This window comes from Methylocystis parvus OBBP (assembly GCF_027571405.1).
GTDB lineage: Bacteria > Pseudomonadota > Alphaproteobacteria > Rhizobiales > Beijerinckiaceae > Methylocystis > Methylocystis parva.
The window spans coordinates 1,840,659-1,860,165 of the sequence record NZ_CP092968.1 but is presented as its reverse complement, the minus strand read 5'-3'; the positions used below and the strand labels follow the sequence as shown (position 1 = coordinate 1,860,165).

The 19,507-nt window shown below is 65.7% G+C and carries 14 protein-coding genes; 7 read left to right on the top strand and 7 right to left on the bottom strand.

Annotation, left to right across the window (positions count from 1 at the left end; genetic code table 11):
* The first annotated feature begins 75 nt into the window (after positions 1–75).
* From MMG94_RS09095 to MMG94_RS09085, 3 genes are all read left to right on the top strand, one after another.
* Positions 76–963 carry a Spy/CpxP family protein refolding chaperone gene (locus tag MMG94_RS09095; protein ID WP_154419895.1) on the top strand — a complete coding sequence of 296 codons (888 nt, stop codon included), beginning with the start codon at positions 76–78 and terminating at the stop codon, positions 961–963.
* A gap of 306 nt (positions 964–1,269) precedes the next feature.
* Entirely contained in the window at positions 1,270–1,557 is a 288-nt protein-coding gene (locus MMG94_RS09090; protein ID WP_016918260.1) for a hypothetical protein, read from the top strand.
* Between the two features lie 64 nt (positions 1,558–1,621).
* On the top strand, positions 1,622–1,789 hold the full coding sequence (locus MMG94_RS09085; protein WP_169315505.1) for a hypothetical protein: 168 nt from the start codon (positions 1,622–1,624) through the stop codon (positions 1,787–1,789).
* Positions 1,790–1,792: 3 nt separating this feature from the next.
* Here the strand turns inward: MMG94_RS09085 and MMG94_RS09080 are convergent, their stop codons facing one another.
* On the bottom strand, positions 1,793–3,364 hold the full coding sequence (locus MMG94_RS09080; RefSeq protein WP_016918262.1) for a multicopper oxidase family protein: 1,572 nt from the start codon (positions 3,362–3,364) through the stop codon (positions 1,793–1,795).
* A gap of 229 nt (positions 3,365–3,593) precedes the next feature.
* On the opposite strand from MMG94_RS09080, the gene MMG94_RS09075 reads away from it, so the two are divergent.
* Positions 3,594–4,625: a TonB family protein gene (locus MMG94_RS09075; RefSeq protein WP_016918263.1), complete on the top strand. Its 1,032-nt coding sequence runs from the start codon at positions 3,594–3,596 to the stop codon at positions 4,623–4,625.
* 83 nt (positions 4,626–4,708) lie between these two features.
* Here the strand turns inward: MMG94_RS09075 and pgeF are convergent, their stop codons facing one another.
* The 3 genes from pgeF to lgt all read right to left on the bottom strand — a co-directional run bounded on the left by pgeF (position 4,709) and on the right by lgt (position 7,485).
* Positions 4,709–5,488, bottom strand: a complete 780-nt coding sequence (gene pgeF / locus MMG94_RS09070; RefSeq protein ID WP_016918264.1) for a peptidoglycan editing factor PgeF — start codon at positions 5,486–5,488, stop codon at positions 4,709–4,711.
* 93 nt (positions 5,489–5,581) lie between these two features.
* On the bottom strand, positions 5,582–6,664 hold the full coding sequence (locus tag MMG94_RS09065) for a class I SAM-dependent methyltransferase (protein WP_016918265.1): 1,083 nt from the start codon (positions 6,662–6,664) through the stop codon (positions 5,582–5,584).
* Entirely contained in the window at positions 6,661–7,485 is an 825-nt protein-coding gene (gene lgt, locus MMG94_RS09060; protein WP_016918266.1) for a prolipoprotein diacylglyceryl transferase, read from the bottom strand. Before lgt ends, MMG94_RS09065 begins: the two co-directional genes overlap by 4 nt.
* 399 nt (positions 7,486–7,884) lie before the next feature.
* Here lgt and MMG94_RS09055 point away from each other — a divergent pair, with 399 nt between their 5' ends.
* Positions 7,885–8,406: a hypothetical protein gene (locus tag MMG94_RS09055; protein ID WP_154419897.1), complete on the top strand. Its 522-nt coding sequence runs from the start codon at positions 7,885–7,887 to the stop codon at positions 8,404–8,406.
* Positions 8,407–8,517: 111 nt separating this feature from the next.
* Here the strand turns inward: MMG94_RS09055 and MMG94_RS09050 are convergent, their stop codons facing one another.
* From MMG94_RS09050 to MMG94_RS09040, 3 genes are all read right to left on the bottom strand, one after another.
* Positions 8,518–10,725, bottom strand: a complete 2,208-nt coding sequence (locus MMG94_RS09050) for a 3-hydroxyacyl-CoA dehydrogenase NAD-binding domain-containing protein (RefSeq protein ID WP_016918268.1) — start codon at positions 10,723–10,725, stop codon at positions 8,518–8,520.
* Between the two features lie 125 nt (positions 10,726–10,850).
* On the bottom strand, positions 10,851–12,059 hold the full coding sequence (locus MMG94_RS09045; protein WP_016918269.1) for an acetyl-CoA C-acetyltransferase: 1,209 nt from the start codon (positions 12,057–12,059) through the stop codon (positions 10,851–10,853).
* A gap of 251 nt (positions 12,060–12,310) precedes the next feature.
* Positions 12,311–14,104 carry an acyl-CoA dehydrogenase C-terminal domain-containing protein gene (locus MMG94_RS09040; RefSeq protein WP_026016015.1) on the bottom strand — a complete coding sequence of 598 codons (1,794 nt, stop codon included), beginning with the start codon at positions 14,102–14,104 and terminating at the stop codon, positions 12,311–12,313.
* Positions 14,105–14,473: 369 nt separating this feature from the next.
* On the opposite strand from MMG94_RS09040, the gene MMG94_RS09035 reads away from it, so the two are divergent.
* Both MMG94_RS09035 and MMG94_RS09030 read left to right on the top strand, forming a co-directional pair.
* Entirely contained in the window at positions 14,474–19,045 is a 4,572-nt protein-coding gene (locus tag MMG94_RS09035; protein WP_020372392.1) for an SEL1-like repeat protein, read from the top strand.
* Positions 19,046–19,163: 118 nt separating this feature from the next.
* On the top strand, positions 19,164–19,436 hold the full coding sequence (locus MMG94_RS09030) for a hypothetical protein (RefSeq protein WP_016918271.1): 273 nt from the start codon (positions 19,164–19,166) through the stop codon (positions 19,434–19,436).
* Positions 19,437–19,507: the final 71 nt, after the last annotated feature.

Genomic DNA, 19,507 nt, shown 5'->3' with positions numbered 1-19,507 from the left:
TGACATTGTCGCCGACAGTGCGGCGGTCGTCGCTACTGTCGCTGAAGCAAATCAATAAATTTAAGGGAGAGAAACATGATCGCGCGAACCATCCTCAATACGGCCGGCGTTGCGGCGCTTGCATTGGCGGCGGGCCTGGCGATGGCGCAAGCCGAGCCGGAGATGGATCACAGCAAGATGGACCATGGCGCGATGGACCATTCAGCGCATGACGCGGGTGGCGGCGCGCCTGCCGCGCAATGGGCCGATCCCGGCAAGCCGCAGTCGGGCGCCGCGGAGGCGCCCAAGAGCGACGCGCCAAAAGCCGATGAACATGCCGGCCATCACGGCGGCGGCATGGGCGGCGGCATGGGCGGAATGGATCATGGCGGCGGCGGAATGGGCGGCATGGACCACGGTTCCGGCGGCGGCATGTCCCATGGCTCCGGCGGGGGCATGGGCGGCATGTCGCATGGCGCGGGCGGCATGGGCGGCGGCATGAGCAGCGGAATGGGTGGCATGATGGCCCATATGCTCTGCGGCTTCGCCGAGCATCTCGAAGGGCGTCTCGCTTATGTCAAGGCCGAGCTGAAGCTCACGGAGCAGCAGGTCTCCGCCTGGAACAATTTCGCCGACGCCTGGCGCGCCGTCGCGCAGAAGGCGCAGGCCAAATGCGCGGCGACGGACGATCGCCCGGATCCGGCCAAGCCGCAGATCCTGCACAAGCTCGACAAAATGGACAAGCACATGTCCGACCATCTCGACATTGTGCGCGCGCAGAAGGCCGCGATCGAACCGCTCTTCACCGCTCTTTCCGACGAGCAGAAGAAAATCGCGGGCGAAGCCATGACGCATGTCATGAAAGTCGGCATGTCCATGAATGGCGGCGGCATGATGGGCGGCGGCATGGGCGGAATGATGGGCGGCATGGGCGGCATGGGCGGCATGAGCCATGGCGGCTCGGGGGGCGGCATGCAGCACTAAATCCATTGAAAGTAAGGCCGGGCCTCGCATCGTCGAATGCGGGGCCCGGTTCGTCGACAGATCTTCGATGCGGCCTTGCAGGCTTTCGCGCGCGCCGGCGAAGCATTTCTCTTTAGTTACAATGCGACGGAATTATATCATCGTCGCTTGTGGTTTCGGCCTTATCCCGATCCGTCGCCCGGCCCTAAAGTCGTCACAATGCGGGCGGCTTAAATATGGAGAAGCCGTTTCGCGGAGGCGTTTCCCGCACGGCGCTACGGACATGCCGGCCTTTATGTCGCGTCCGCTCAACCTTAAAGGAACGAAATGACGAGAATCCGCGTATTCGCCTGCTGTGCGCTTATCATGACCGCCGTTCCGGCCTTTGCGAGATCATCCGCCGTCGACGCGGTCAGCGCCGTGCTTTCCCGCCCGACGCCGATCGCGCGCAAGGCCGAGATCGGCCGTCAGGTCGCGCGCATGTGCAATATGTCGCTTTCCGACGATCAACTCGCCAAAGCGTCGGCCTTCGTCGAGTCGCATCGCGGCAAGGGCGCGGTCTGGGTCGCGGATCAGATCCGGCAAAGCGAACTGAGCTATGTCTGCAATATCTGATCTTCCGCGTTGATGGTCGATGGCGCGCCGATTGCTTGCAATGCGCAACGATAGCGAGCGCGTCATGACCGTTTCCCAACTCATCGAAAAGCTGCAGCAAATGCCGGGCGACGCCGTCGTGCTGCTCGAAGCTGAAGCCGGCTTTGCGCGCGTCGCCGGCCTGAACCTTGAAAAAAGCGCGACAGCGGGCCTCCCTGACGAGGTCGTCCTTTTCACCGACGCTGAAGAATAGCGCTCACTCCACCGAGAATTCGCGCATCATGCCCATATCCTCATGTTCGAGGTTGTGGCAGTGATACATGAAGCGACCCTTGAAGTCGTTGAAGGGCTTGGCGATGAGCACGCGTTCGCCGGGCGCGACGAGCACAGTGTCCTTCAGGCCGCTGTCGATGAGCCCCTCCTGAAAGGTCGCATAAGAACCCGGATCGTCGCCGCTATAGCGCCGCTCCAGGATCTCGAATTGCTCGCCGTGCAGATGGATCGGATGGGCCATGTCCATCGTGCCCATCATTCCCATGCCGCCGCCCATGCCGCCGCCGCCATGGTCATGGAAGATCTCGAAGAGCTGCACCGTGTCGACGGGGATGCGCTCAATATCCATCACCTCGTCATGGCCATAGGCGCGCCCATTGATCGCCAGCTGCATATGCCCCATTGAGAGCGCGATGGGACGGGGATTGTCGGGGTTGGCGACGTCCGCCCTGCGATAATGTCTCAGCGTCGAAAGCTTCTCGGGGAGCTTCGGACTGTCGTTCGTCTCCCGCGCGACCGTCACGCTGAAGAGCGGGTAATCGTCGCCGACGAGGAGGCGGCCGCCGCCCATGCGTTGCGCCATGGGCGGCGTGAGGCCGTCAAAGGCCCCGCTGCGCATGACGAGTTTCGAGCCCGTCTTTCGGCCGGAAAAATCGACCCAGAGATCGAGCCTTTCGCCGGGGGACAGCATGGCGTATGGACGCGTCTGCGGTCTTTCCAAAAGGCCGCCGTCGACGCCGATGACGGTCAGCGGCGTCCCGTCGTCCCAGCGCAGCTTGTAAATGCGCGCATTGGAGGCGTTCAGCACGCGAAAGCGATAGGCCCGGCTCGCGACGTCGAGCCCGTAATCCGGCCGGCCGTTGACGAGAATGCGTTCGCCGTAAAAGCCGAACATGTCGCGATGCATGCCGCCCCAATAAGCGAGCTGATTATTGTCGTCGAAGGACCGGTCCTGCAGCACGATCGGGATCTCATATTCGCCCGAAGGCAAGCCCAGCGCGCGCTCCTCCTCGTCCTCCACGACGATGCCGCCGGCGAGACCGTGATAGACTTGGGTCGCCGTCGCTTCATGCGTGTGCGGATGATAGAGATAAAAGCCCGCGCGATTGCGCATCTCGAATTCGTAGACATAGGTCTGGCCGGGATCGATCGCGGCCTTGGGATGCCCGTCCGCCTCCATCGGCACATGCAGGCCATGCCAATGGGCGATGGTCGGCTCGGGAAGGTCGTTGCGCAGGCGAATGCGAATCTTCTGACCCTTGGCGAAGCGCATCAGGGGACCGAGATAGCTGCCGGGCAATGCGGTGAGCGTATTGGCCGGGCCTTTGAGAAGGTTGCCGGCATAACGCCAGACTTGCGTCGGCGCGCCGTCGAGAATGTTGACGGCGTCGCGCTTGCACACCAGTTCGACGTCGACGTCCGGATTGAAGTTCTCCGTCGCGCCTCGCGGCGGGGCGGTCATCATTCCCGCGGCCCGCGTAAAAGCCGGCGCTGCGAGCGTGGCGGCCGCCGACAGGAGCACTTTCCGACGCGTAAGATCGAAGCCGGCTTTCATTGATTCTCCCTCCCCGCAGCGCTTTTTATTAGCTTGCTCTCATATATGCGCCTGCTGGCCTTAAAACCCTGCGGCATATGGCGACATTGCGACCGTGCGGCGCAGTTCGCCGCAAAAAACGCCATAAGGTTTGCGAAGGGGGCGCCGTCTGTGGCAAATTCACTCGCGATTTCACCCCTGTGCTTGGCATGCAGGTTGCCCCGGCTCGCGGACGGGTTCCTCCATCGAGATGAACGAAACGGTCAGACAAAAGCCGCGTGGCGCGACGCTCGCCGCTGTCGCCATGGAACGGCTCTTCGAGCCGCGCCAGGGCGGAGGCGTGACGCCGCGTCCCCGCTTCTTCGCATTCATCCTGCTCGGCCTGCTGCTCCACCTCGCTCTGCTCGCCTTCCTCCTTTGGGAGGATAGGCGCAGCGAGTTCGCTCAACCGCCGGTCGAGGAAATTCCCGTCGAGGTGATCACCGAACCGCCGCCGCCCGAGCAGCCGCCGCCGGAGGAAAAGAAGGAGGAAAAGCCTCCAGAGCCGCCGCCGGAGAAGCAGGAGCAGCAAAAGCCCCCGCCGCCGCCTCCGCCGCCTGTGGAGGAGGAAAAACCGGCTTTCGACGCGCCCAAGGCGGAAAGCAAGTCCAAGAGCGAGGTGAACGCGCCGGAGGAGGCCGATCAGGCCAAGACCAAGCGTAACGAGCCGGAGAAATTCGCCCCCAAGGACGAAAAGCCGCAGGGGCTGAAGGACGCGCAGGACGACGCCGACGGCGAGAAGCCGCCGGAGGCGTCCGAGCAGAAGGAAGTGGAGGACAAGCCCGACGCCGAGATCATCGAGCGCGCCGAGAAGGTTCCGACGCCGACCGACAAGCCGAAGACGGAGGATGCGAAACCTGCAAAGAAGGGCGACGCCAATTCCATCGCCGATCAGGTCGCGGCGCTCGCGCCCTTGCCGGACTTCAAGCTCGCGGCGCCGCCCAAGCCCTCGCCCGTCGGCGGCGGTCAGGCGAAGACGACCTATCTGACGATCCTTTACGGCCTCATCATGCCGCATATGCGCATCCCGCCGCGCGTGCGCGAGATGCAGATGTCGTCCAAGGGGGTCGTCGCCTTCTATATTGACGAGATGGGCAATCTGACCCATCAGGCGGTCTATAAGTCGAGCGGTCTGCCGGATCTCGATTCCGCGGCGCTCGCCGCTGTCCGCGCCGCCGCCCCCTTCCCGGCGCCGCCGCGCGGATTGCCGCATTCAATGCTGTTTACCTATGCGACAAAGTGAGAGGGGACGCGCCCCAGCCGCGTTCTCGATGAAGGCGCCGGTCTGCTCCGTCTCCCGCTTGCGGCGGAGAGTTGGGGAGGGGGTTACGACGTCAACGCAATCGCCGATACGAGCCGCCCGTAATCCGGCTCCCGTCGATGCACGCTGCGGCGATAGCTGAAGCAGCGCGCTTCGTCCGCGTAAGTATCGAGGCCGAGCGCCTCGAAGGAGGCGACGCCGAGCCGCGACACGCGCATGGCGATGAAGCCCTGCAGATCGAACATGGAATGGCCCGCGCGCGGCGAAGGCGCGAAGAAACGCGCATAGTCCATATCCTCCTCCACGAAGCGGGCGGAGAATTCCGGCCCCACCTCATAGCTCTGCGGGCCGATCGCGGGGCCCAGCGCGATGTGGATGTCGGCGCGGCGCGCGCCCCGCGCCTCCATGGCGGCGACCGTCGCTTCGATCATGCCGGTGAAGGCGCCCTTCCAGCCGGCGTGGCAGGCGCCGATCACGCCCGCTTTCGCGTCGGCGAAAAGCAGCATGCCGCAATCGGCGCCGGTGACGCCGAGCGCCAGCGACGCTTCGCGCGTCACGAGTCCGTCGCAGCGCGGTCGCTCCTTCGGCGCCCAGGGTTCGCTGACCGTCAGCGCGTCGGCGGAATGGATCTGGAACGGCACCAGAAGCCGCTCGGCAGGCACGCCGACGCGCGCCGCCATGCGCGCGCGGTTTTGCGCGACGCGCTCCGGCGCGTCCTTCGAGCCCACGCCGCCATTGAGCGAGCCATAGACGCCTTCCGAGACGCCGCCCTCACGCGTGAAGAAAGCGTGCCGAAGGCCAGGCAGATCGAGATTGGACGCGGTGAGGGCGGGGGGAATTGTCATGTCGTTCCTGGCGAAGCGTTTGTTTCCTCTCCTCGCAAAGCCCGTCGAAAGACGGGCGTCTTTCGACGCCCCATGCGGGGAGAGGGGGCTAAATCACACAATGAACCCCGGCATGTCCGGCATGTCGGGATGCGTCACGGCCATTACCTTGAACAATGCGCCCATATGACGGCGCGGGTCCTGCACGCCGGTCAGGCGGTCGAAAGCGTCGACGACGCCCTGCTGCTGCTCGGGCGTCGCGCGTTTCATCAGCGCTTGCGCTCGGCGTTCGATGCCGAGTTGCAGGAGGAAGTGCCCTTGCGTCACAGGCCCCATCACCTTGGCGCCCGCCGCTTTGGCGGCGCGGGCCAGCGCGGCGAAATCCACATGCGCCGTGAGATCGGCCTCCCCGGGCGCGGCGAGCGGATCGACATAGACATGTTTCGAAACCGCCTGCAGGCTGTCGCCGAGAGTCGTCTCCGTATAGCCGTAGTCGATCATAAGCAGCGCGCCGCCGTCCCGCACGAGGCGCGCGGCGATCTCGCCCATTATGCGCTGCGAAACGGGGCTCACCTCGATGATCGAGCCCTCCTGAGCGGGCGCCCTCAGCGAGGTTTCGACTCTGTCGGAAAGGCCGAAGGTCAGTTCGCCCGCCGGATCGAGCCCCACGAGCCGCTCGCGCCAGCCGGGAATCGTCTTGACGTAATGGCGTACCGGCAGCGCGTCGAAAAATTCGTTCGCCAGAATGAAAGCCGGACCCGGCGGGGTCTCGCCGACATCGGCGCTCCAGCCGACCGGCTTGCCAGCATTGTCGAGCGTTTGCCGCTGAATGGCGCGCAACGTCGGACTCGTCTCGACGAGATGTACGCTCACCGCGTCGAGAAAGCCGGGCGAAATGCGTGAAACGCGCAGGACGTCCGACATGAGCGTGCCGCGTCCGGGGCCGAGTTCGATGAGCCGAGCGGGGGAGGGCGACCCCGACATGCGCCAGGCTTCGCTCGTCCAGACGCCGATCAATTCGCCGAACATCTGGCTGATCTCCGGCGCGGTGATGAAATCGCCGTCCGCGCCGAAGGGATCGCGCGTCATGTAATAGCCGTGGCGCGGATGGCCGAGGCAGAGGCTCATATAATGTTCGAGGGTCATCGGCCCTTCATGAGCGATGGTCGCGGCGATTTCCTGCTTCAAGGGATTCATGCAAGCGCGCTCCGGCGGCGCAGGGAGAGAAAGATAAGCGCCGCGCCGATGAATAAGAGCGGCAGGGAGAGAACCATCCCCATTGTGAGCCCGCCCGGGAACGCCTCCTGCACGGGGTCGGGCTCGCGGAAGAATTCACAAAAGATGCGCGCAAGCCCGTAGCCGACTCCAAAGAGCCCGGTGACGAGCCCGGGCCGTTTCAGAGCGCCGCTTCTCACAGCGAGGTAAAGCAGAAGGAAGAGGGCGACGCCTTCGAGTCCCGCTTCATAGAGCTGGCTCGGATGGCGCGGTTCGCCGCCCGCCAGCGGAAAAATCATGGCCCAGGGAACGTCGGTCGGGCGTCCCCACATTTCGGGCTTGATGAAATTTGCGAGCCTTCCGAAGAAAAGCCCGATGGGCGCGACGGCGGCGCAGATGTCCGTGACGGTCATAAAGGGCACGTCGCGGCTGCGCGCGAAAAGCCACATGCCGGCGACCGCTCCGAGCAGCCCGCCGTGAAACGCCATTCCGCCTTTCCATGTCTGCAGGATCTCCAGCGGATGGGAGAGATAAAATGCGTGATCGTAGAACAGCACATGGCCGAGACGCCCGCCAATGATGACCCCGAGCGCGGCGTTCACCAGGAGATCGTCGATTCCCTCGCGCGTCGGTCGCCGCTGATCGGGCGCCCATAAGGCCTCGCGCGCGACAAGCAGGCGCAAGCCGATCCAGCCGAGAATGAAGCCGCCAATATAGGCCAGCGCATACCAGCGGATCGGCAGCGGGCCGAGATTGACGGCCACAGGATCGACGATGGGGAAGGGCAGCAGGAAGAAAGGCATCAAATGAGTCCGCACAGGCGCGGCCCTGAGCCGCGCCTTGGCGACCTTTTAACCGCGGCGTCGGGGGAAGTCATGGCTTCTTTGGCGAGTGCTGGCGCAGCTTAGGGACGGCGCATACTCCGTTTGGATGACGCATGGACGAAACACGGCGTTTATGATCCTGGCCGAGCAAGTGCGCTAGTAGCGCTCTTCAATGAATGCTGACATTCATCAAGTTGTAAATGGTTAAGTCAGAGGTAAAATGCATATATCATACCAGATATTTGACAGACAATGAATAATTGGATGATATTGCAGACGTCCATAGCTTGTCAGCTTCGCTGTTATGAAGATAGAATACTTATGCGACGTATCGCAAAACGTTAAAACGTTTAGTTTTCAGGATGAGGGAGAATATAAATGAAAGCGCTCCGGTTGGCGTCCGCGCTCATGGCGCTCTGCTCGGCTTTGCTGGCCAATCCAGTCTCGGCGGCTCCGACCCCGGTTTCGGGCTATTATGTCGTCACCATCAACGGCTTTCTGAGGCTGCCGATCTCGCAGGGCGGACAAGTCACCTGCACCGGCTATCTCTATGTCGTTCCGAATACGACAGGAAATCCCGCTATTTCGACGCTCGGCGCGGCTATATTGGGGAATAGCGCCACGTCGAACGGCTCTGTGGCAGCGACCGTGCAGGAGAACAAACAGAACTTCAGTTGTCCGATCGTCGTGCCCTATTTCTTCAATTCCTTCGACTCGGCGACGCAGTCGCTCTACCTCGTCTACAGCGTCAAGCTGAACGATCCGGGCTTTATCAACGCGCAGCAGCAAATCATTCCCGGAACGGGCGTGCGCTCGACGCGTCAGTCCACGATCGTCACCCCGGCGCCCAGCGGCACGGGAACGGTGACGAATCTGGGGCCGTTCGTCATTTATCTGTAAAGCGACGAATCTCGGCGCGAGCTTATTTGAGATAAAGGAGGGCCCGCAGTTCTCGTCGAGCTGCGGGCCTTCAACATTCGGCGTAAAAGACTCGAAACGCTTCTCCGCTTGCTAAGCCGCCTTCTTCTGCGGCAGGAAGCGTCCATAAAAGGTCTCGCCCTTCGCCGCCATGTCGCGCAGGAGCCGCGGCGGGTCGAAGCGCGGACCGTGTTTGGCGGCGAGCGCGTCGCACAGCGCGACAAAGGCCTTGGCTCCCATGCCGTCGATATAAGAGAGCGTGCCGCCGGTGAAGGGCGCGAAGCCGAAGCCGAGGATCGAGCCGACATCCGCCTCCCGCGGATCGGTGACGACGCCCTCGGCGATAGTGCGCGCGGCCTCGACCGCCTGCACGACGAGGAAGCGCCGCTTCAGTTCCTCGACGTCGACGCTGTCCGGATCGAGCGTCGCCTCCGCGAGAGCCGAGAGGCCGGGCCACAGGCTCTTCTTGCCGTCGGCCTGATAATCATAGAAGCCCTTGCCGTTCTTGCGGCCGAAGCGGCCCTCTTTCTCGACCATATAGCCGAGCACGCGCTCCTGCCGGGGATCGATCGCCTCGGGCCCAAGATCCTGCTTCGCCGCCTGAAGAATCTTCCAGCCGAGATCGAGCGCCACCTCGTCGTTGAGCGAGAGCGGGCCAACGGGCATGCCGGCCATCTTCGCGACATTCTCGATCATCGCCGGCGGGACGCCCTCGGTCAGCATGATCTGTCCCTCGCGCACGAAGTTCAGCACGCAGCGATTGGCGTAGAAGCCGCGCGTGTCGTTCACGACAATGGGCGTCTTCTTGATGATGCGGATGAAATCGAGCGCAGTCGCAAGAGCGCGGTCGCCGGTCTTCTCGCCCATGATGACTTCGACGAGCAGCATCTTCTCGACGGGCGAGAAGAAGTGGATGCCGATGAAGTTCTCCGGAACGCGCGACGTTTCCGCGAGCGACGTGATCGGCAGCGTCGACGTGTTGGAGGCGAAGATCGCGTCGCCGCCAACGACGTCCTGCGCGCGTTTCGTCACGTCGGCCTTTACGGCGCGATCCTCGAACACGGCTTCGAGCACAAGGTCGCAACCGGCGAGGGCTGCGTAATCGGCGGTCGCGTTCACGCGCGCGAGCAAAGCTTCCTTGTCGGCCGGCGTCGCGCGTCCCTTTGAGACCGAGCCGGAAATGAGCTTGTCGATCGTCGCCTTGCCCTTGTCGGCGCTTTCCTGGTCGCGATCGATCAGCACGACCTCGAGGCCGTTCAGGGCCGACACATAGCCGACGCCCGCGCCCATGAAGCCGGCGCCGAGAATGCCGATCTTCCTGAGATTGGTCGGCGGAATTTCCGACGGACGATGCGCCCCTTTCTCGAGTTCGTTCTTGGAAAGGAACAGCGAGCGGATCATCGCCGCCGCCTCCTTCGAGCGCAGGATGTGCGCAAACCAGCGCGACTCGACGGTGAGCGCCTGATCCATCGGCAATTGCAGGCCTTCATAGGCCGAATGCAGAATGGCGCGGGCGGCGGGATAGTTATTATAGGTCTCGCGGCGCAGAATGGCGTTGGCGGCGGGCCATATCATCATGCCGGTCGGCGAAAACACCTTGCCGGACGGGTTCTTGAAATCCTTCGCGTCCCACGGCGCCTGCGCCTTGCCGCCATTCACGATCCATGCGCGCGCGCGCGAGACGATCTCTTCGCGGGGCGCGACTTCGTGCACGAGCTTCGCGCCGAGCGCCGCCTTCGGCTTCAATTGATCGCCGCGGAACAGGAACTGCAGCGCGTCGCCGGTCTGCATCAGGCGCGAGACGCGCGTCGTGCCGCCGGCGCCCGGGAAGAGCCCGACCTTGATTTCCGGCAGGCCGACCTTGGTTTTGTCGTCGTCCGCCATCACGCGGTAATGGCAGGCGAGCGCGAGTTCGAAAGCGCCGCCCAGACACACGCCGTTGATGGCGACGGCGAAGGGTTTGCCGCAGGTTTCGAGCTTGCGGTAGAGCAGCGACAGCTTGCGCGAATTCTCGAAGAAGAGCTTGTTCGCCGCCTCCTCGCCCTGCTCCTTCAGCGCCTTTGCGTATTGCGCCGCGCCTTGCTGCAGCATGGAAAGGTCGGCGCCGCCGGAAAAGGCGTTCTTGCCCGAGGCGATGACGCAGCCCTTGATGTCGGCGTTGTTGACGACGGCGTCGATGACGGCGCCGAGTTCGTCCATAACGTCGGGATTGATGACGTTCATCGAACGGCCGGGCATGTCCCATGTCAGGAGCGCAACGCCGTCGGCGCCGGTCTCGAAGCGGAAATTGGCGAGGTTCATTGTTTCGTCCCCAGATCAATCTGCCATCCGTCATTGCGAGGAGCGTGAGCGACGAAGCAATCCAGAGCCGCGACGGGGCGCTGGATTGCTTCGCTGCGCTCGCAATGACGGTCGTGCATGTTCGTTCACACCCGCTCGATAATCGTCGCCGTGCCCATGCCCGCGCCGATGCAGAGCGTGACGAGCGCGGTCGATTTGCCCGTTCGCTCCAGCTCGTCCACCGCGACGCCGACAAGCATCGCGCCCGTCGCGCCCAGCGGATGGCCCATGGCGATGGCGCCGCCATTGGGATTGACCTTGGCGGGGTCGAGATCGAAGGCTTGCAGATAGCGCAGCACCACGGCCGCGAAAGCTTCGTTGATCTCGATGAGATCGATGTCGGCGAGCGACATCTTTGCGCGGTCGAGCAGTTTCTTCGTCACGTCCACCGGGCCGGTGAGCATGATGGCGGGCTCGGAGCCGATATTGGCGAAGGCGCGGATGCGGGCGCGGGGCTTCAGGCCGTATTTCTCGCCAGCCTCCTTCGAGCCGACGAGCACGGCCGCCGCGCCGTCGACGATGCCGGACGAGTTGCCGGCGTGATGCACGTAATTCAGCTTCTCGATCTCGGGATAGGCCTGAATCGCCACCGCGTCGAAGCCGCCCTGTTCGGCGTAGAAGCCGAAAGACGGCTTCAGGCTCGCGAGCGACTGCATATTGGTGTCGGGCCGCACATGCTGGTCGCGATCGAGAATGGTGACGCCGTTCACATCCTTAACCGGCACGACCGATTTGGCGAAGCGGCCTTCGGACCAGGCTTTCGACGCGCGCTGCTGCGACTCCACGGCGTAAGCGTCGACGTCGTCGCGCGAGAAGCCGTATTTCGTCGCGATGAGATCGGCGGAGACGCCCTGCGGCATGAAATAGGAGGGGATGGCGATGGTCGGGTCGACCGGCCAGGCGCCGCCCGACGCGCCGATGCCGACGCGGCTCATGCTCTCGACGCCGCCGCCGATGGCGAGTTCGTGCTGGCCCGACATGATCTGGGCGGACGCGAAATTCACCGAGTCGAGGCCCGAGGCGCAGAAGCGGTTGATCTGCACGCCGGGCACTTTGTACGAATAGCCCGACGCGATGGCCGAGGCGCGGGCGATGTCGCCGCCCGCTTCGCCGACGGGATCGACGCAGCCGAGAATGACGTCGTCCACCTCCGGCCCCGCGAGATTGTTACGCTCGCGGATCGCCGTCAGCGCCGTATTGGCGAGGCCGAGCGAGGAGACCTCATGCAGCGCGCCGTCCGGCTTGCCGCGCCCGCGCGGCGTGCGGACGGCGTCGTAAATATAGGCTTCGGGCATGACGTTTCCTCTCTATTCATTCTCGCGTCGGCACAGCCCGCGCTGCGATTCTTGTTCGTATCAGCGGCCTTGCCCCTCACCCAACCTCTCCCCGCAAGCGGGGAGAGGAGCGGGATCACGGCCACGGGCGAAGCCGATCGCGAGCGCGCCCCCTCTCCCCGCCCAGCGGGGAGAGGGTTGGGGTGAGGGGCAAGGCCGCGTCCTGCGCTGTCCCTACAGGCATCCACGACCGTCACTGCTCATCCCAGTCGTTAAAACATCTCCGGCGCCAGTGACATCATCGTGTCGGCGCCGGCGACGATGCGGGCGAGCCGCAGGCTCGTCTCGGGAAGCATGCGCTCCATATAGAAGCGCGCGGTCGTCAGCTTGGCGTCCATCAGCGCCGCCATATCGGGTTCACGCGCCTTCTTCTCTATCGCCGCGGCGGCGATCCTCACCCACATCAGACCGAGCGCCACGCGACCCAGGAGATGCATATAGTCATAGGACGCGGCTCCGGCATTGTCGGGCTTCGCCATGGCGTTCTGCATCAGCCACATCGACGCCTTCTGCAGATCGCTCAGCGCCGCTTGCGCCGGGACGACATATGGCTTCATCGCCTCATTGGCGCTGTGGCCGCCGAGCAGCTCCGCGCCGTCCTTGAAGAAGGCCATGATGGCGCGTCCGCCCTCGCGCGGCAGCTTTCGTCCGACAAGGTCGAGCGCCTGAATGCCGTTGGCGCCTTCATAGATCATGGCGATTCGCGCATCGCGCACGAATTGCTCCATGCCCCATTCGCGAATATAGCCGTGGCCGCCAAAGACCTGCTGCGCCTTCACCGCATTGTCGAAGCCGAGATCGGTGAACATGCCCTTGAGCACGGGCGTCATCAGGCCGAGCCGGTCCTCCGCCGCCTGCCGGGCGGCCGCGTCGTCCGAGCGATGCGCGACGTCGCTGTCGAGAGCGGCGGCGAGCGCAAGCCCGCGCGCCGCCTCGTTGAAAGCCCTGATCTCGAGCAGCATGCGCCGAATGTCCGGATGCACGATGATCGGATCGGCCTTCTTGTCCGGCGCTTTCGGTCCGGTGAGGGCGCGGCCCTGCAGGCGCTCCTTCGCGTAAGCGAGCGCGTTCTGATAGGCGACTTCGGATTGCGAGAGGCCCTGCACGGCGACGCCGAGACGCGCCTCGTTCATCATCACGAACATGGCGTTGAGGCCGCGATTCGCCTCGCCGATGAGAAATCCCTGCGCGCCGTCGTAATTCATCACGCAGGTGGCGTTGCCGTGAATGCCCATCTTTTCTTCGATGGAGCCGCAGGAGACGCCGTTGCGCGCCCCGAGCGAGCCGTCGGCGTTGGGAACGATCTTGGGGACGATGAAGAGCGAAATGCCCTTCACGCCCGCCGGCGCGCCCTCGATGCGGGCGAGCACCAGATGGACGATGTTCTCCGTGAGGTCGTGCTCGCCGGCGGAGATGAAGATCTTCTGGCCGGTGATGGAATAGCCGCCGTCGCCGCGCGGCGCGGCCTTCGTCGTCAGAAGGCCGAGATCCGTGCCGCATTGCGGCTCGGTGAGATTCATGGTGCCGGTCCAGCGGCCTTCCGCCATGGGCGGCGCGTAAAGCTTTTTCTGCTCCTCGGAGCCATGCGTCAGCAGCGCCGCGAGCGCGCCCTGCGTCAGGCCGGGATACATGGCGAAAGCCATATTGGCGGAAGAGGCGAATTCGTTCATCGCCATGGAGAGCGTATAGGGCAGGCCCTGGCCGCCATATTCCTCCGGGACGGGCAGGCTGATCCATCCGCCTGCGGCATAGGCCTCGAATGCGCGCTTGAAACCGGCGGGAGCCGTGACCGACCCGTCGGCGTTCCGCTTGCAGCCATTGGCGTCGCCCGACTGGTTGAGCGGCGCGAGCGCTTCCTCGCAAAGCTTTCCGGCCTCGGAGAGAATCTGGCTCGCGACGTCCGGCGACATGTCGGCGAATCCCGGCAGATTGCCGAACCTTTGAAACTGCAGCACGTCGTTCAGGAGGAATAGCGTGTCGTCGACGGGCGCTCTGTAGCTCGGCATGGACATCTCCTCGAGGCCCCTCCCCGAATCGCGAACGCGACCGGAGGGAACGGCGTTTGCGTCTTAGGTAGAGAGGGCCGCGACTCCGCGCAATAGGGCGTGAACGGGGCTCAAACCGCTTGAAGGGGCTTGGCGATCAATGTTCTTCTCAAGCGAGGCGATTCGCCTCCCGGCGATCGGATTTTTCCATATTCATGAACGAAACGCCGTAGGGAAAGGCAAAACTTAACGGCTTGTTTACCTTGATTGACGGAAAGTCGCCTCCAACGGCGCCAGGGCGTCGCGAGCGTAGCGCGATTCGCGCGGTCCCCGAGTCGGTTCCCCTAGTTTTTCTCGAGCAATCCGCAAGCGGATGCGCCGGATACAGACATGAGCAAGGCTCTTTCCCGCAAATCCCGAGGTCACGATTACGACATGCGCGAATCCGCCCGCTCCGAGGCGCGCAGGTCGGGAAAAAGCCTTGGCGACTGGCTAGACGACGCCATTCGCGAGGATGACGACCGCGTGGAGGAAGAGTTCGAACACGAGGACGGCGACCGTCTGGAGGCCGTCGCGCGCCGCCTTGCGCGTCCGAGCGGGGCGGGCGACGAGCGCCGCCGCGAGCGCGAGGACTATCGCCAGCCGCGCCGTTGGCGCGACGACGCCGCCGACGAAATGCGCGCCGCGCGCCGTCGCGGCGGAGATGACGACATCTTTTCGGATGATGAAGACGAGCGCGGCCACGCGCCGCGCGAGGGTCGCGACTGGAGCCATAGCCGGCGCCGCTCGCGCGAAGAGCCGCGCCTCGATGCGAAAGCGATCGTCGCCGACGCCGCCGCCATCGTCGAGCGCCGCGTGGCGGAGAGCGAGCGGCACACCGCCCGCGCCTTCGCCAACCTCGCCGATCTGATCAAGCGGGGCCAGCGCCGCAGCGACGGCGACGTCGTCAAACGCGCCGTCGCGGCCTTCGCCCAGCGCGCTCAGGAAAGCGAACGCCATACGGCGCGCGCGCTCGACAATCTCGCCGGCATGCTCGAAGACGGTCGGCGCAACGGCGAAACCGCCGAAGAGGGCCTCGCTTTTCTCGCCGAGCGGCTCGGCCGCATCGAGTCTCGCCTCGCCGAACAGCCTGCGGCGGGCGCCAGCGTGCGTCCGATCCGTTCCGCGCTGGCGCGTCTCGAATCGCGCCTCGACCGTCTGTCGAGCGGCGAACGCGCCGGCGAATTCGAGCAGGCGCTGTCGAGTCTCGACCAGCGTCTCGCCGACATCTCCCGGCGCCTCGACGAGGATGCCCGCGCGCCGCAGAGCCCGCCGGCCGCGTCGCAGCCCGGTCCCGCGCCGGAAGCGAAACTCGCCGGCGCGAGCCCCGCCGCCCTGGATCAGGCTCAGCGCCGGGCCGAGCCGCTGACGCGCCGCCCGCTGGTCGACGCCATCGCCGAAATCACGCAGCGTCAGCGCGCGCTGGACGAGGCTGCGCCGCCCGCGGCGCCTGAACCGGACATTTGGGAAGGCGAGCCGCCGGCCAAGCGCTTCGCGCAAATGCACGCCTCGCTCGATTCTCTCTCGCACCAGCTCGAAACCGTGCGTCAGGACGCCGGGGAGCGCGCCGACCAGCAGATGGTCGTGATGCGCCAGATCGAGGGCTTGCGCCGCGAGGTCGAAGACATGTCGCGCGCCATCGGCGATCTCGCGCCGCGCGCCTCCGTCGCCGCGATCGAGACCGCCCTGCGCGACCTCGCCCATCGCGTCGACGTGCAGCGCCATCGCGGCGTCGCCGACGATCTTCTCGCGCCCGCCGAACGCATCGCCGGCGAGCTGCGCGCCGTGATCAAGGAGCTCGATCCCAGCCCGATCGTGCGCAATCTCCACGCGGACGTGCAGACCATCGGCCGCCGTCTCGACGCCATGCAGCAGCCGAACGCCGCCGATGTGGCGGCGATCCGGCAGCTTTCGGCGCAAACCCGCGAAATCCGCGACCAGCTTTCCGCGCTGGCCGCGCGCCCGCTGCCGATCGAGAAGATCGAGACGCGCCTCTTCGATCTCACCCAGCGCGTGGACGCCCTCGCGCATGCGGGCGCCGGCGCGGCGAAGGCCGCCGCTGCGCTCGATATGGGCGAGTTGGTGCGCTCGATTCGCAGCATCGTTTCCGCCGAAACGACCGCCGGTTTCGACACGTTCAACCGCCGCCTGGAGCAGCTTGCGACGAAGCTGGACGAGGCCGTCCTGAACGCCGGCGGCAAGCGTTTCGACGAACTGGGCGAACGCATCGACGAACTCGGCCGCACGCTTTCGCGCCGCATCGACGACAGCGTCGCGCAGAAGCCCGTCGACACCGAGTCGCTCGAAGCGCTCATCGCCAATCTCGCGGTCAAGATCGACTCGGCGCTGGACGGCCGGCCCCATGCGCCCGGCTTCGAGGAAATCGGCCGCAAGATCGAGCGTCTCGAAACGCGCATCGGCGATCCGGTCGCGTCGGATTCGATCGCGCGCATCGAGGCGATGCTGCAACAGCCCGTCGCCGACCGGCAATTCGCCGAACTCGCGCAGCGGATCGACTTCGTGCGCGAGACGCTCGCGCAGCGGCTGGACCAGGGAGCCGCCGCCGCGCCGGCCGCCGACGTCCGCTATATCGAGGAAATCGTTCGCGGCCTCGACCACAAGATCGAATCCGCAATCGCCGCCAATGCGCGGACGCCCGATCTCGGGGCGATCCAGCACCAGCTCGAAGCGCTCTTCCACAAAGTCGACCGTCTCGAGGACGCCAGCGCTAATAACCGCTTCGGCGCCATGCTCGCCGAGCCGCAGAGCAATGCGCAGCTCGAGGAGATCGCGACGCATCTCGAGCGGATGCAGTCGGCTTTGTCGCAGCGGGCCGAGGAGGGCTACCGCGTCGAGGCGCGGCAGAACGATCTCGCCGCTCTCGTCGAGCAGCTTGCCGGGCGTCTCAATCAGGCGCTCGATCCGCGCGCCGACTCCGAGGCGTTGAGGGCGCTCGAAGCCCAGATCGGGGCGCTCTCGCAACGGCTCGACAGCAACGACCATAGCGGCTCCGCGCTGGCGAGCGTCGAGGCGCGCATCGGCGCCCTGGTCGCGCAGATGGAGGAGACAAAGGCGGCGACGACGCTGGCTGCGGAGGAGGCGGTGCGCCGCGCCACGCAGGACCTGCTGCGCCAGGCGAATCCCGCTCCCGGCGCCTTGCGCGAGGCGCTCGAGCGCGAGCTGATCGACATCCGCAAGATTCAGGACGAAAGCGGCCAGCGCACGCACGAGACTCTGCTGGCCGTCCACGAGACGCTGGAGCGCGTCGTCGATCGTCTTGCGATTTTCGAGGACGAACTGTCGGATATCCGCAACGTCCCCCCCGCGCCTGGGGCGGCCCTGCGGCTGGACGCGGTCGAGCCTGGCGCCCCCGCGCGCCGCCGTGAGGAAGCCCCGTCGCCTCAGGCCGGTCGCGCGCCGGAGCCGACCGTCGAGCCGCGCCGCGCGCCGCGCGTCGGGTCCGACGAAGACGATCTCGTGGATTTCCTCGTGCCGCCGGGCGCGCCCCGTCCGCCGCGCCGGGAGCCCGATTTCTCGCCTATCGCGGAAGATCGCGCCGCCCGTCCGGAAGCGGGTCAGACGGATTTCATCGCCGCCGCGCGTCGCGCCGCTCAGCAGGCGGCGGTTGACGCCGACGCGGCCGAGAAGGCCCAGCAGGCGCGCCGCGCCGCCGGCCGTCCGGCGTCCAGCGCGCCCGCCGGCAAGGCCGCCGGCCTCGCCGCCACGCTCGAAGATCGCAAGCGCCCGCTGCTTCTGGGTCTCGCCGGCGTCGTTCTGCTCGCCGGCGCCTTCGGCATGACGCGCATGGCGCTTCAGGGCCGCGGCGACGCGGACCACCAGGATCATCAGGTGACCGAGGCCGCGCCGGCCGAAACCGACTCCGCGCCAGCCGCCTCTTCCGCCGCCGAATCGCCCGAGGCCGCGCCGAAGGAATCGCCCGCGCGCGCCGCGGCTCCCGCTGCGACGCCCGCTCCGGCTCCCGCCGCGTCGGCGTCCGGGCGGAGCGTCCCCCCGGTCACTTCCGCTCCGGCCGAAGCGGTGCGCGTCGTGCGGCCGCCCGCGCTCTCTCCCGAGACGCCCCGCAACATGCCGACAATGGGTCCGGGCGGGACGGTCCCGCCGCGCATGATCGCGCCGCACACCGAAAATACGCCGGTCGACTCGACGCCCGTCGGCTCCATTGGCGGCCTCAATCCGCTTACGGCCCCGGACGCGACCAACGTCATCAAGTCGCTCGCCCAGCAGGGCGACGCGTCCGCGCAATATGAACTCGCCGTGCGCTACGCCGACGGCCGCGGCGTTTCTCGCGACGCCAAGACGGCGGCGCAGTGGTTCGAGAAGGCGGCGGAGCAGGGGCTCGCCCCCGCGCAATACCGCCTCGGCTCGCTCTACGAAAAGGGCATTGGCGTGGAGCGCGATTACGGCCGCGCCAGAAAATATTATCAGTCGGCGGCCGAGGCGGGGAACGCCCGCGCCATGCATAATCTCGCGGTGCTCCTCGCGGAAGGCGGCGCGGGCGGCAAGCCGGATTACGCGGCGGCGGCCCAATGGTTCGTCAGGGCGGCCGATCTTGGCGTGCGGGACAGCCAGTTCAATCTCGCGATCCTTTACGCTCGCGGCCTCGGGGTCAGCCAAAGCCTGACGCAATCTTATCTCTGGTTCGCGGCCGCCGCCGATCAAGGCGACGCCGACGCGGCCAAGAAGCGCGACGAGGTCGCCGCGCGGCTCGACTCCAAGGATCTCTCGACCGCGAAATCGCTCGCGGCGGGGTTCAAGGCCAAGGAGCCGCGGCGCGAGGCAAACGACGTGCTGCCGCCCAAGGGCGGGTGGGAAAACGTCAAGGACCCGCCGGCGAGCGCCGCCAAGCCGGCGGCCACGCCTTCAGCCAAGTCGCTGCAGCGACCGAAAATCTCCGCAATCTGAACGAGATGAGCGGCAAAAGCGTCAAGTTTTCGCCGCTCATTTACGTTTCAGAGACTCTCTGACGGTTAACGTCGCCTGGCTGATTGGCTTTGCCCCATCGCCCCTCAGGAGAGTTGAGATGAGAAACACCCTCGCCGCGATCCTTGCCGCTTCGGCGATCGGGGTCGCGACCCTGCCGGCTCACGCCGACTCCGCTGGCCCCGCCATCGCCGCCGGCATTGGCGGCTTTGCGCTCGGCGCCATCGCCGGCGGCGCGCTGGCCCAGCCGGCGCCCCCGCCGGTTTACTACGCGCCCCCGCCGCCTCCGCCCCGCTGCTGGGTCGAGCGCCGTCCGATTTTCGACGAATATGGCGTCGAAATCGGCTCCCGCCCGCGCCGCATCTGCGAATAAGGCGTCTTCGTAAAAATCACATGCGTCGGTCCGTCACAGGCGGCCGGCGCATTCTCTTTTTCCGGTGGCAT

Bases quoted from the DNA above. Each gene is read 5' to 3' on its own strand.
- MMG94_RS09095 (WP_154419895.1), top strand. From the start codon at position 76: ATGATCGCGCGAACCATCCTCAATACGGCCGGCGTTGCGGCGCTTGCA.
- MMG94_RS09080 (WP_016918262.1), bottom strand. From the start codon at position 3,364: ATGAAAGCCGGCTTCGATCTTACGCGTCGGAAAGTGCTCCTGTCGGCG.
- lgt (WP_016918266.1), bottom strand. From the start codon at position 7,485: ATGCCTTTCTTCCTGCTGCCCTTCCCCATCGTCGATCCTGTGGCCGTC.
- MMG94_RS09065 (WP_016918265.1), bottom strand. From the start codon at position 6,664: ATGAATCCCTTGAAGCAGGAAATCGCCGCGACCATCGCTCATGAAGGG.
- MMG94_RS09050 (WP_016918268.1), bottom strand. From the start codon at position 10,725: ATGAACCTCGCCAATTTCCGCTTCGAGACCGGCGCCGACGGCGTTGCG.
- pgeF (WP_016918264.1), bottom strand. From the start codon at position 5,488: ATGACAATTCCCCCCGCCCTCACCGCGTCCAATCTCGATCTGCCTGGC.
- MMG94_RS09030 (WP_016918271.1), top strand. From the start codon at position 19,164: ATGAGAAACACCCTCGCCGCGATCCTTGCCGCTTCGGCGATCGGGGTC.
- MMG94_RS09035 (WP_020372392.1), top strand. From the start codon at position 14,474: ATGAGCAAGGCTCTTTCCCGCAAATCCCGAGGTCACGATTACGACATG.
- MMG94_RS09090 (WP_016918260.1), top strand. From the start codon at position 1,270: ATGACGAGAATCCGCGTATTCGCCTGCTGTGCGCTTATCATGACCGCC.
- MMG94_RS09075 (WP_016918263.1), top strand. From the start codon at position 3,594: ATGAACGAAACGGTCAGACAAAAGCCGCGTGGCGCGACGCTCGCCGCT.
- MMG94_RS09085 (WP_169315505.1), top strand. From the start codon at position 1,622: ATGACCGTTTCCCAACTCATCGAAAAGCTGCAGCAAATGCCGGGCGAC.
- MMG94_RS09040 (WP_026016015.1), bottom strand. From the start codon at position 14,104: ATGCCGAGCTACAGAGCGCCCGTCGACGACACGCTATTCCTCCTGAAC.
- MMG94_RS09045 (WP_016918269.1), bottom strand. From the start codon at position 12,059: ATGCCCGAAGCCTATATTTACGACGCCGTCCGCACGCCGCGCGGGCGC.
- MMG94_RS09055 (WP_154419897.1), top strand. From the start codon at position 7,885: ATGAAAGCGCTCCGGTTGGCGTCCGCGCTCATGGCGCTCTGCTCGGCT.